Source organism: Bradyrhizobium sp. B039, assembly GCF_038965675.1.
Classification (GTDB): domain Bacteria; phylum Pseudomonadota; class Alphaproteobacteria; order Rhizobiales; family Xanthobacteraceae; genus Bradyrhizobium; species Bradyrhizobium diazoefficiens.
Window position 1 is genome coordinate 5,063,218 of the sequence record NZ_CP152416.1, and the last position, 12,347, is coordinate 5,075,564.

Sequence of the window (12,347 nt, forward strand, 5' to 3'; positions counted from 1 at the left end):
ATCGCTCCATCCCGACACACCGGTCGGTATGAAGTTCAAATAGAGCAAATTCCGTACCAAAAAAGACCCTACGCGCTACATCCCGTGCGAATCACGGTCACTCGATTCTCCCGCGATCATAGCGGATCATTCGTAGCCAACCATGCTGTCACCCGACTATCAAGAATTCGCTAATCGGGGGTCGCCGGCTACCCGTGACAATACCGTGATTTCAGGTCTTGGCACGGGCGAAGTGATCGAAATCACCCCGGCGTTGCTGGATTGCCACGAAAAACAAGCACGAAAGCGGAACTTTCTGCCTGTCGCAGGGCGCAAAACGGCGTTTTGCAGCGCGCACACGAGTCCTAAACGTGAACACTCCCCTGAAGGTACCCGGGCGCCCCCGAGGGACGCCGCTACCGACCGGTAGTGCTACTGGGTCTTCGCCGCGGCCGGCTCTTCGGCGCGCTTGTCGATGACCCTGTCGACCAGGCCGAACTCCTTGGCGTCGTTGGCGGTCAGGAACTTGTCGCGTTCCAGCGCGTCCTCGATCGTCTTGTAGGTCTGGCCGGTATGCTTCACGTAGATCTCGTTGAGCCGCTTCTTCAGGTTCAGGATTTCCTGCGCGTGCAGCATGATGTCGGTGGCCTGGCCCTGGAAGCCGCCGGAGGGCTGATGCACCATGATGCGCGCGTTCGGCAGCGAGAAGCGCATGTCCTTCTCGCCGGCGGCGAGCAGCAGCGAGCCCATCGAGGCCGCCTGCCCCGTGCACAGCGTCGAGACCGGCGGGCGGATGAACTGCATGGTGTCGTAGATCGCAAGCCCCGACGTCACCACGCCGCCCGGCGAGTTGATGTACATCGAGATTTCCTTCTTCGGATTTTCCGCTTCGAGGAACAACAGCTGCGCGACGACCAGCGTCGACATGCCGTCCTCGACCGGACCGGTCAGGAAAATGATGCGCTCTTTCAGCAGGCGCGAGAAAATGTCGTAGGCGCGCTCGCCACGGTTGGTCTGCTCGACCACCATGGGCACGAGGTTCATGTAGGTTTCAACCGGATCGCGCATGAGTCACCTAGGGTTTTCGGAGGCGGACATCGCCACTCTTGGCTGCCAGTTTGGGCTGGATTTGCCGGAGGGCCGATGGACGCCCGTGATGCAGGAAGTTGGTAGCGGTAGAAGTTTGGGTACAGGGTGTACCGACAGATATAGCCCAATTCGCGCCAGACAAGTGCGGAGCGCATTAAGGCTTAATCCGCCGGGCACTTGAAGCTGATTCTCGCAAGAAGGCCCAGCCAGCCACATGGCTAGCCGGGCCCTTCCGCTGATCATCCTTAATAGAAGACTGTCTCAAAGCCTTCAGGCCGCGGTCTTTTCCGCCTCGTCGTCCTTGTAGAGGTCCTCGCGCGAAACCTTCTTCTCGGTCACGTTGGCGAGCTCGAGGATGAAGTCGACGACCTTGTCCTCATAGATTGGCGCACGAAGCTGGGCCAGCGCCTGGGCGTTGCTGCGGTAATAGTCCCAGACTTCCTTCTCGCGGCCGGGCATCTGGCGGGCCCGCTCGATCACGGCGCGGCCGACCTCGTCGTCGGTCACGGTGATCTTGTTCTTCTCGCCGATCTCGGAGAGCACGAGGCCGAGGCGCACGCGGCGGTCGGCGATCTTGCGGTACTCTTCCTTGGCGGCATCTTCGGTGGTGTCCTCGTCGGCAAAGGTCTTGCCGGCCGAGTCCATCTCGGCCTTGACCGAGTTCCACATCAGATTGAACTCCTCGTCGACGAGCGAGGGCGGCGCCTCGAAGCGATGCGCCTCGTCGAGACGGTCGAGCAGCGCGCGCTTGACGCGCTGGCGGGTCGCACCGGCGAACTCGGCAACCAGACGCTCGCGCGCGGCTTCCTTCAGCTTGTCCAGCGATTCGAGGCCGAGCGTCTTGGCGAACTCGTCATCGATCGCAATGTCCTGCGGCGCTTCGATCGAGGTCGCGGTGGTCTCGAACTCGGCCGGCTGGCCGGCGAGCTTGTCGTTCATGTAGTTCTTGGGGAACGACACTTTCAGCGTGCGCGTCTCGCCCGCGCCGATGCCGGTGAGCTGCTCCTCGAAGCCGGGGATGAAGGTGTTGGAGCCGATGACGACCTGAATGCCCTCGCCGGTGCCGCCCTCGAAGACTTCGCCGTTGATGGTGCCCTTGAAGTTGATGGTGACGCGGTCGCCCGACCCGGCCTTGGCGCCGTCGGCCTTCGCGGCATAGCCGCGGTTGGTGTCGGCGATGCGCTTGATCGCCTCGTCGACGTCGGCGTCGGTAACGTCAGCCACGGGCTTCTCGACCTGGAAAGTCTTGAAGTCGGCGAGCGCGATCGACGGCACCACCTCGATCGCAACCGTGTAGGTCAGATCGGTCTTGCCGCTCAGCAGCTCCTCGACCTCGGCCTGCTCGCTCGGCATCGTGATCTTCGGCTCGGTCGCGAGGCGGAAGCCGCGCTCGGAGAACAGCTGCGTGTTGGTGTCGCGGATGGTCTGGTCGATGGTCTCGGCCATCACCGAGCGGCCATAGACCTTCTTCAGGTGAGCGACCGGCACCTTGCCGGGACGGAAGCCGTTGATGCGGACCTTGTCCTTGAGGTCGACGAGCTTGGCGCCGGCCTTGGCGTCGAGATCAGACGCGGGAACGCTGATCTTGAACTCGTGCTTCAAACCTTCCGAGAGGGTTTCTGTGACCTGCATGGCGTCCAATCTTCTTCTCGTTCGGCCCCGGCACGCATGCGTCGGGACGCTGTCATTAATCGATCCAACGCGAGGCAAACGCCTCAACGCCGGTGGTTCATCAGAGCCCTGCTCCAGACGGAAAACATCCGCACGAAGCGAGGCCCTTCGGTAATCCGTGCAAACGCTGAAAGCGCTTGGTGCGGGCGGAGGGACTCGAACCCCCACAACTTTCGTCACTGGAACCTAAATCCAGCGCGTCTACCAGTTCCGCCACGCCCGCGTGAATTTGCATCAAGACCGGCCGCGATGCCGCGGGCGGCCGGGCTTATAGCATGCGCCTGACTGTTCGCAGCAAAAAAATGGCCTGATGGAGGCAGGCTTCAAGTAGGCACGATGGCTGGACTTATCCAGCGCGGCGTGGTCCGGATCGGGCCATGAAACCGCGGATCTTTCACCCGAGCCGACGCGAGGTTCTGGTTGGCCTCGGAGCCTCGGCTGCGGGGCTGATGGCCGGCGGCGCAGGTCCGTCCGTGACCGCCCAGATCGCCCTTCAGGCGAGGCCGGCAACGCTGGCTCTGAAGCCGGGGCAGCCGCCCACACCAATCTGGGAGCTGGCCGCCGTAAGCCATACCAGGGGCGTCCATCTCAAGCGCGGCGACCGCTGCGAGGTGGTGTTCCGCAACGACCTGCCTGTGCCGCTTGCCCCAGTCTGGTACGGCCTCAACGGCCCGGCTGCGGCGGACCCGCTGCGAGGACGCGCGCCGACGGCGCCGGATGCGACTGAAACTTCAATTATTTCAATACCAAACGCCGGAACCCTGCTGACCGACTTTCGCCTCTTCGAGGACGGCCTGAAGCAGCCGGCGCGGCCGCTTCCGATCATCGCGGAGGAGACGAGCCGCATCGCCGTCGATCGTGACGAGGTCCTGCTGATCGAGGAATGGCGCCTGCGGCCGGATGGGACCGCGCTGCCCCCGGGCCGCGACCCCAAGGACACGACCCCGCTCTATACAATCAACGGGCAGACTTCATGCGAGCTCTCAGCCGCCGCCAATGAGCGGCTGCGGCTGCGCTTTATCAATGGCTCCCAACGCACTGTCCTCGCAATCAAATTGGAGAATCACGAGGTCCGCGTGATGGCCCTGGACGGACAGCCGGCCGAGCCGTTCCCGGCCCGCAACGGCGCCCTGGTGCTGGCCCCGGGCGGACGGGCCGACGCTTTTGTGGACGCAGCCACATCGGCCCAATTTCTGCTGCATGACAGCAAGGAGGCCCGCCCGATCGGAAACCTCTCGATCTCCGGCAGACTGGAGCGGCGCGCGCCGCTGTTGCCGCCACAACCGCTCCCTGCGAATGCCCTGCCCGACCAGCTCGATCTCAAAGGCGCCCTGCGGTTCGATGTCGCGCTAAGTGCACCCGATACCGGTTGGACGCGGCCTGCGGATTTCTCCACCTCCTCGGCGCCCGCCTTCCGCGCCAGGACCGGCCGCACCGTCGTGCTGACCCTCAAGAACCCCGCGCCCCTGACCACGGTGTTCCACCTGCACGGCCATCCCTTTCGCCTGCTCGACAAGCTCGACGACGGCTGGAAGCCCTATTGGCTCGACACGCTCGCGATCGAGTCCGGCCAGACCCAACGCATCGCGTTCGCGGCGACCTCGCCCGGACGATGGCTGATCGAATCCGTCGTGACCGACTGGGCCGCGCCGCGGCTGGTGCGCTGGTACGCGGTGGAGTGAGGTTTCGTAGGATGGGTAGAGCGCAGCGAAACCCACCGCCACCGTGCCGAGGTTTGAGATGATGGGTTTCGCTTCGCTCTACCCATCCTACCCGCCGTAGCGAGCAGCTCAGTACTCGATCCCCAGTGCGTTATAAATCCGCCGGTGCACGGCCGGGAGCGTCTCAGTCAGGTCCTCCGCGATCAGCCCCGGCCCCGCCTCGCTTGCCGCCTCGCCATGCATCCACACGCCGATGCTGGCGGCTTCGAAGGCCGGCACGCCCTGCGCCAGGAGCCCCGCGATGATACCGGAGAGCACGTCGCCCGCACCCGCCGTGGCGAGCCAGGGCGGCGCATTGGCGGCGATGGTGGCGCGGCCGTCCGGCGCGGCGATGGTGGTATCCGGCCCCTTCAGCAGCACCACCGCGCCGGAGCGTTCGGCGGCGGCACGGACGCGCTCGAGCTTGGAACGGCCGGGGTGCTTGTTGCTGAGATCGGAGAACAGGCGCGGAAACTCGCCCTCGTGCGGCGTCAGCACCACCGCATTGTCGTGCGAGGACTTGATCGATTCGAACAGGCGCTCGGGATTTGCGGCAAAGCTCGTCAGCGCATCCGCGTCGAGCACCAGATGCCGCTGCGCGCCAAGCGCGGTGTGGACGAAATCGCAGGTGCGATCGCCAACGCCCGTGCCGGGGCCGATGATGCAGGTGTTGTAGCGCTTGTCGCCGAGCAGCTCGCCGAACTCGATCGCGGTGTCGACGGGGCGAACCATCACCGCGGTCAGCGCGGCCGCATTGATCGCGAGCGCATCGCGCGGGCTCGCCAGCGTCACCAGGCCCGCGCCGGCCCGCAACGCGCCGCGCGCGGCAAGCCGCGCCGCGCCGGTCGCGGCTGCATCGCCCGAGACCGCCAGCACTTGCCCTCGCGCATATTTGTGGCCGTCGATCCGCGGCACCGGAAAGGCCGCGCCCCAGAAATCCGGGTCGTTCTCGAAGGTCTGCGGCCTGATCTCGTCAAGCACCTGTGCGTCGATACCGATATCGGCAACGCGCACGCGGCCGCAATGCATCCGCCCCGGCACCAGCAGGTGCGCCGGCTTCTTGCGGAAGAAGGTGACGGTCTCGGTGGCGTTGACCGCGGCGCCCAGCACGGCGGCACTGGTGCCGTTGATGCCGCTCGGCAGATCGACCGCGAGCACCAAGGCACCGTTGGCGTTGACGGCCTCGATCATCGCGCGCGCCTCGCCGTCGACGGGGCGGCTGAGGCCCGCCCCGAACAGCGCGTCGATGATCAGCGCGGGCTTTCCGATCGCCTGCGGATTGAACGGGAGCACCGGGTGCTTCCAGCCGCGCGCGGCGGAGGCCGCGTCGCCCTGGAGCTGGTCGCGCTCGCACATCAGGATCACCGAGACCTCGCGCCCCTGGGCGGCGAGCTCGGCGGCTGCGACAAAACCGTCGCCGCCATTGTTGCCGGGGCCGGCCACGATCAGGATAGGCCCCTCCTCCACCAGCGCGTTGGCGGCCTCGGCGACCGCCTGGCCCGCGCTCAGCATCAGCTTGAAGCCGGGCGTGCCGGCCGCGATCGAGAGCTGGTCGGCGCGCTGCATTTCGGCGTTGGTCAGAACTTCCATGCCACTTCCCTGTACAAACGCCTCTTCAACAGGCATCTTCGGTGCCGATCCGACCGCCGGAACGCCGATTTGCCCACAGATTGAACCGTTTGCCTATTTCGTAGTCTTCGGTATTTTGGGCCGGTCGGCTCCACCTATCAGAGATGCTCGTTAAAAGGCTGATAACGCTCCAATAATCAGGGCATTTGCAACTTGGCATAGACCCTGCTTTCGAGGAAGCCGCTTCGGTTCGTCGTGCTCACTGACATCTATCAGGGTGTGGCCGGCCGTTGGTGCCGGGCTGGTCAGGGATCCCGGCATAGCGAAGACAAGATCGTGCGTGAGAAAAGCGCATCCTGACGAAGACGTTGCTATTTGATCGAAATGCCGGGAGGCGCGCAGTGAAGAAAATCGAAGCCATCATCAAGCCGTTCAAGCTCGACGAGGTGAAGGAAGCGCTTCAGGAAGTCGGCCTTCAGGGCATCACCGTCACCGAGGCCAAGGGCTTTGGCCGGCAGAAGGGACACGCCGAGCTTTACCGCGGCGCAGAATACATCGTCGACTTCCTGCCCAAGGTGAAGATCGAGATCGTGATCGGCGACGATCTGGTCGAGCGCGCCATCGACGCGATCCGCCGCGCTGCGCAGACCGGTCGCATCGGTGACGGCAAGATTTTCGTCTCCAACATCGAAGAGGCGATCCGCATCCGAACCGGCGAATCCGGGCTGGACGCTATCTGAGCCGGGTGCTATCCCGCATTTTGCGACACTCTGACAAGAAATAAGGCTGCTTCGGCGGCCCGAATTCGTTTGTGCGGTCGCGCGCGAACTCGCCAAAAGCGAGAATAATCCTGCTCATCTGGAAACCGACCCGCAGAGCCAAAAGGGGTATGCATGAAGACCGCCAAAGACGTCCTGAAATCGATCAAGGACAACGACGTCAAGTACGTCGACCTGCGCTTCACCGATCCGCGCGGCAAGTGGCAGCATGTGACGTTCGACGTCAGCATGATCGATGAAGACATATTTGCCGAAGGGACGATGTTCGACGGCTCCTCGATCGCCGGCTGGAAGGCGATCAACGAGTCCGACATGTGCCTGATGCCGGATCCGGTGACCGCGACGATCGATCCGTTCTTCGCCGAGACCACCATGGTCATCACCTGTGACGTGCTCGAGCCGACCACCGGCGAGCCCTACAACCGCGACCCCCGCGGCATCGCCAAGAAGGCGGAAGCCATGGTGAAGTCGATGGGCGTGGGCGACACCGTCTTCGTCGGCCCCGAAGCCGAGTTCTTCGTGTTCGACGACGTGCGCTTCTCCTCCAGCCCCTACAACACCGGCTTCAGGCTCGACTCCTCGGAGCTGCCGACCAACACCGACACCGAATATGAAGGCGGCAATCTCGGCCACCGCGTCCGCACCAAGGGCGGCTACTTCCCGGTCCCGCCGCAGGACTCGGTGCAGGACATGCGCTCGGAAATGCTCGGCGCCATGGCCAAGATGGGCGTCAAGGTCGAGAAGCATCACCACGAGGTCGCCTCCGCCCAGCACGAGCTCGGCATGAAGTTCGACACGCTGACGCTGATGGCCGACCATCTGCAGATCTACAAATACTGCATCCACCAGGTCGCCCACATCTACGGCAAGACCGCCACCTTCATGCCGAAGCCGGTCTATGGCGACAACGGCTCGGGCATGCACGTGCACCAGTCGATCTGGAAGGACGGCAAGCCGGTGTTCGCCGGCAACAAATATGCCGACCTGTCGGAGACCTGCCTCCACTACATCGGCGGCATCATCAAGCACGCCAAGGCGATCAACGCCTTCACCAACCCCTCGACCAACTCCTACAAGCGTCTGGTCCCGGGCTATGAGGCTCCCGTGCTGCTCGCCTATTCCGCGCGCAACCGGTCGGCCTCCTGCCGCATCCCCTACACCGCTTCGCCGAAGGCCAAGCGTGTCGAGGTGCGCTTCCCGGATCCGCTCGCCAATCCCTATCTCGGCTTCGCCGCGATGCTGATGGCCGGCCTCGACGGCATCAAGAACAAGATCGATCCGGGTCCGGCGATGGACAAGGACCTCTACGACCTGCCGAAGGAAGAGCTGAAGCAGATCCCGACGGTGTGCGGCAGCTTGCGCGAGGCGCTCGAGAACCTCGACAAGGACCGCGCCTTCCTCAAGGCCGGCGGCGTGTTCGACGACGACTTCATCGACAGCTACATCGAGCTGAAGATGACCGAAGTCGAGCGCTTCGAAATGACCCCGCACCCGGTCGAGTTCGACATGTACTATTCGGGCTAAGCGGCCCGAACTGTCTGCGACAAGCAAAAGGCGCTCCGCGAGGGGCGCCTTTTCGTTTTGGGGCGCCTCGTCGCCGATCCAGTCACCATGTCGCTGTAAAAGCCCGCTGGAGCTCGGCCGGCCCCGTCACGCCGCTCGCGATCAGCAACTGGGTGAGAACCCGTGCCTTTTGGGGATTGAGGTCCTCGGACACGACGAAGCCGTTCTTGTCATCGTCGACCTCGACATTGCGGGTGACGAAGCCAGACCGAACCCGCGTGGAACGGACGACGAGGATCCCTTTCTTCGCGGCCGCTTCGAGCGCATCGAGCGCCGGCTTCGACGTATTGCCGTCACCGACACCGGCCAGCACGATGCCTTTGGCGCCGTGGGAAATGGCGTCCTCGATCGGAACGGCGTCCATGTTGGCATGCGAGTAGACGATCTCGACCCGCGGCAATTGCTCGCCTGCCGGGAGCTGATAGGCCGCGCGCTTGAGACCGGCAGCCTGGGCCATGAAACGGATGCCGCCCGCGGTGTCGACATAGCCGATCGGCCCGCCGTTGGGAGAATTGAACGTCTCGATGCTCGTGGTGTTGGTCTTGGTGACCGAGCGTGCTCCCTCGATCTTGTCGTTCAGCACGGCCATGACGCCGCGACCGCGGGATCGGGGATCGGCGGCCACCTGGACCGCTTCGTACAGATTGCCGGGGCCATCCGCGCTGACGGCTGAAGCCGGACGCATCGAGCCGACGATGACCACCGGCTTGTCGCCACGCACCACATTGTCGAGAAAGAACGCCGTCTCCTCCAGCGTATCCGTGCCGTGGGTCACGATGACGCCGTCGGCCTCGTTCTTGTCGAAGGCCTCCTGAATACGACGGGCCAGCGCAAACCAGACCTTGTCGTTCATGTCCTGGGATCCGATCGACGAAATCTGTTCGGCGTTCAGCTTTGCCAGCTTGTCCAGACCCGGCACCGACTGCATCAATTGCTCGCCCGTGATCTGGCCCGATTTGTACGCACCGGTCGCACGCGCGTCGGCCTGGCCTGCGATGGTGCCTCCGGTCGCAAGCACGAGAATGCGCGGCAGGCCTCCGGCCGAAGCGTCCTTGCCCGGCTCTGCAGCGTGCGCCGCTGCGCCGATGCCGCCGGACCAGAGCGCAAAAGACAGCAGTGGAATGGCAAGCATGGATGTTCGACGTTGGCGACAGCTGGCTGGGCTGGCGGTAGGCTTCGTCATCGAATTGTCCTCCCGTTCAAGTAGGGATCGACATTCGATACGCCCATTGAGGCCGAAGATGGGTCAGCCTGCTGCTTTCCCTATGGGTTGTCCCGCCGCGGCATAAAATGATCGAGCAAACCCGTCGGTAGCGGAAAGACGACGGTCGACGACCGTTCGCCCGCGATGTCGTGCAGGGCCGCGAAGTAACGTAGCTGCATCGCCTGTGGCTCCTGCGCGAGAATCCGGCCGGCCTCGACGAGCTTTTCGGCGGCCTGCTGCTCGCCCATCGCGTTGATCACCTTGGCGCGCCGCAACCGTTCCGCTTCGGCCTGCTTGGCGATCGCGCGCACCATGGTTTCGTTGAGATCGATGTCCTTGATCTCGATCCCGGTGACCTTGATGCCCCAGACGTCGGTCTGCTTGTCGAGGATCTCCTGGATGTCGGCGTTCAACCTGTCGCGTTCGGCAAGCATCTCGTCGAGCTCGTGCTTGCCGAGCACCGAGCGTAACGTGGTCTGCGCGAGCTGGCTGGTGGCGGCCATGTAATCGCCGACCTTGATGATGGCCCGCTCGGGATCGACGATGCGGAAATACAGAACGGCGTTGACCTTGACGGAGACGTTGTCCCGCGAAATCACGTCCTGGGGCGGGACGACCTGCACCATCACCCGTAGATCGACCTTTACCAATTGCTGCACTACCGGAATGAGGATGATGAGGCCCGGGCCCTTCACGCCGGTAAAGCGACCGAGCGTAAAGACGACGCCACGCTCGTATTCACGCAGGATTCGAATAGCCTGGGATAGGAACATGATGACAAGCAACGCGAGCGCCGCATAGGTCAGATATTCCAGCATCATGACGGATCTCCCTCGCCTGTTCGGGCTGGTGCGCGCCGTATCAGCAGCGTCAGGTCGACGACGTTTGCGACTTCGACCGTCTCTCCGGGCTTGAACGTTTCGGCGCCGCGCGCCTGCCAGCGCTCGCCATGGGCGAAGACATGACCTTCGCTCCCACGCCAGTCGAGAACCTCGGCGGGCAAGCCTCGCATGGCTTGCGCGCCGACCCGTTCAGGAGCGTTGGCGGCACGCCGCAGCGAACCAAGCACGACGAGCGCAAAGCCGGTGAACACAGCTGCAGCGATGCCGATTACCCACCACGACAGGTGGTAGCCGGGCGCCTCGACCCTGAAAAGCATCAGCGCTCCCAGCACGAAAGCGACGATCCCTCCGAGACCGATCACCACCGTCGGATTGAAGGCTTCGACAGTGAGAAGCACTATGCCGACCAGCATCAGGGCAAGCCCGGCATAGTTGATCGGCAGCAAATTGAGCGCATAGAGGCCGATCAACAGGCAGATCGCGCCGACGACTCCCGGAGCGACGGCCCCGGGAGACATGAACTCGAAGATCAGGCCGTAGATGCCGACCATCAGGAGAATGAACGCCACATTCGGATCGGTGATGACCGCCAGGAAGCGGGATATCCATCCGGGGTCGATGGCTTCAACGACCGCATCCTTCGTCGCGAGGCGTTGCGTTTTGCCGCCTGCAACCTCCACCACGCGGCCATCGAGTTGCCTCAGCAATTCGGCCTGATCGCGCGCGACGAGATCGATGGCATGGGCCTCTAGCGCGCCGTTGGCAGAGAGAGTGGCGGCCTCACGGACCGCTTTCTCCGCCCAGTCCACATTGCGGTTGCGCAGCTCCGCAAGGCTACGGATGAATGCAACCGCATCATTGGTCACCTTTGCCGTCATCGCATCCTTGGGCTGATCCTTCTCGCCCTGCTGGTCACCGTCCTTCTTGTCCTTGCCGCCCTTGTCCGGTGTACCGCTCGGCAGACCCGGCAGCGGTCCGCCAATCTGCACCGGCGTTGCTGCACCAATATTGGTGCCCGGCGCCATCGCCGCGATGTGGGTCGCATAAAGGATATAGGTCCCCGCGCTCGCCGCGTGGGCGCCGGAGGGAGCGACGTAACCGACGACAGGGACGGGTGAGGCCAGCACATCCGCAATGATCTCGCGCATGCTGGAATTGAGTCCGCCGGGAGTGTTGATTCTCAGAAGCACGACCTCGGCGCGCCGCTCGCTTGCGTGGGCCAAGGCCTCCTTCACGTAACTGGCCGACGCGGGGCCAATGGCCCCGTCGATCGAAACAATCAGTGCAAGACGGCCGTTCTCCTCTGCTGAACTGGGAAGGAGGCAGCAGATCAAAGCCACGACGCCAATCGCCGTAACGAGGGCCGCCTTCATGGTCTGCACGGCAGGGCTCCCTTGCAGAGCATATGGTGTTCGTCTCTTGAACCTCAATGCAGCCGTGTGCAGGCCCTTGTCTGATTGTGCGATGCAATGGAAATCGCCCCGCGGATCGGTTGAGCAGGGCGGTGGCGGACCATGCCTTGGGGACCATGCCTTGGGCTGATCCGCCCGCGCACTTGGCGGCTACGGCCTCGCGATCCGCACCCCGTCCGCTCCGATCGCGCCGAACGTACTCGCGATGATCTCGCTCGTCGGCTGCATGCCGCCGAGCGACCAGTGCGAAGGTTCCTGCTCCTCGATCCTGACCCAGACGTTGCGGCGGAAGTCCGGACTGCCCTGCCCTTCGACCTCGACCAGGAGGTCGGTGACGCGTTCGAGCAGCGTTTTCTTCTGCGCGGCGTCCAGGATGCCGCGGACGGTGGATATGGTGACGTAAGGCATGTCTCTCTCCAATCATGTCGTGTGACGACAGAGCGAATTTGGACCCGGCGCCCCGGGCAGGGCAGTGGCGGATCAGCCAGAGATCGGGCAATTTCCGCCACGCATCGCTGGCGCCGATCGGTTAGGGTCGC

10 protein-coding genes and 1 tRNA gene are annotated in these 12,347 nt (G+C 63.9%); 3 read left to right on the forward strand and 8 right to left on the reverse strand.

The window, feature by feature from the left end; genetic code table 11:
• Positions 1-411: 411 nt before the first annotated feature.
• From AAFG50_RS23660 to AAFG50_RS23670, 3 genes are all read right to left on the reverse strand, one after another.
• Entirely contained in the window at positions 412-1,047 is a 636-nt protein-coding gene (locus AAFG50_RS23660) for an ATP-dependent Clp protease proteolytic subunit (protein WP_011087708.1), read from the reverse strand.
• A 291-nt stretch (positions 1,048-1,338) separates the two neighbouring features.
• Positions 1,339-2,700 carry a trigger factor gene (tig, locus tag AAFG50_RS23665; protein ID WP_028171688.1) on the reverse strand — a complete coding sequence of 454 codons (1,362 nt, stop codon included), beginning with the start codon at positions 2,698-2,700 and terminating at the stop codon, positions 1,339-1,341.
• Between the two features lie 177 nt (positions 2,701-2,877).
• Positions 2,878-2,962 (reverse strand) — tRNA-Leu (locus tag AAFG50_RS23670).
• 154 nt (positions 2,963-3,116) lie between these two features.
• Between AAFG50_RS23670 and AAFG50_RS23675 the strand changes: the two genes are divergently transcribed.
• Positions 3,117-4,421: a multicopper oxidase domain-containing protein gene (locus tag AAFG50_RS23675; RefSeq protein WP_028171687.1), complete on the forward strand. Its 1,305-nt coding sequence runs from the start codon at positions 3,117-3,119 to the stop codon at positions 4,419-4,421.
• A 108-nt stretch (positions 4,422-4,529) separates the two neighbouring features.
• Here AAFG50_RS23675 and AAFG50_RS23680 read toward each other — a convergent pair whose 3' ends face one another.
• Positions 4,530-6,029 (reverse strand): bifunctional ADP-dependent NAD(P)H-hydrate dehydratase/NAD(P)H-hydrate epimerase, encoded by a 1,500-nt coding sequence (locus tag AAFG50_RS23680; protein WP_028171686.1) that lies wholly within the window; start codon positions 6,027-6,029, stop codon positions 4,530-4,532.
• A gap of 380 nt (positions 6,030-6,409) precedes the next feature.
• Here AAFG50_RS23680 and AAFG50_RS23685 point away from each other — a divergent pair, with 380 nt between their 5' ends.
• Positions 6,410-6,748: a P-II family nitrogen regulator gene (locus tag AAFG50_RS23685; protein ID WP_007603495.1), complete on the forward strand. Its 339-nt coding sequence runs from the start codon at positions 6,410-6,412 to the stop codon at positions 6,746-6,748.
• Positions 6,749-6,901: 153 nt separating this feature from the next.
• Entirely contained in the window at positions 6,902-8,311 is a 1,410-nt protein-coding gene (gene glnA, locus AAFG50_RS23690) for a type I glutamate--ammonia ligase (RefSeq protein WP_011087712.1), read from the forward strand.
• Positions 8,312-8,393: 82 nt separating this feature from the next.
• Here glnA and AAFG50_RS23695 read toward each other — a convergent pair whose 3' ends face one another.
• The 4 genes from AAFG50_RS23695 to AAFG50_RS23710 all read right to left on the reverse strand — a co-directional run bounded on the left by AAFG50_RS23695 (position 8,394) and on the right by AAFG50_RS23710 (position 12,216).
• Positions 8,394-9,482, reverse strand: a complete 1,089-nt coding sequence (locus tag AAFG50_RS23695) for an asparaginase (protein ID WP_231166493.1) — start codon at positions 9,480-9,482, stop codon at positions 8,394-8,396.
• Positions 9,483-9,613: 131 nt separating this feature from the next.
• Positions 9,614-10,375, reverse strand: a complete 762-nt coding sequence (locus tag AAFG50_RS23700) for a slipin family protein (protein WP_028171684.1) — start codon at positions 10,373-10,375, stop codon at positions 9,614-9,616.
• Positions 10,372-11,778: a nodulation protein NfeD gene (locus AAFG50_RS23705; RefSeq protein WP_028171683.1), complete on the reverse strand. Its 1,407-nt coding sequence runs from the start codon at positions 11,776-11,778 to the stop codon at positions 10,372-10,374. The genes AAFG50_RS23700 and AAFG50_RS23705 overlap by 4 nt, the downstream gene beginning before the upstream one ends.
• Before the next feature lie 180 nt (positions 11,779-11,958).
• Positions 11,959-12,216 (reverse strand): tautomerase family protein, encoded by a 258-nt coding sequence (locus AAFG50_RS23710; protein WP_011087716.1) that lies wholly within the window; start codon positions 12,214-12,216, stop codon positions 11,959-11,961.
• Between the last annotated feature and the right edge of the window lie 131 nt (positions 12,217-12,347).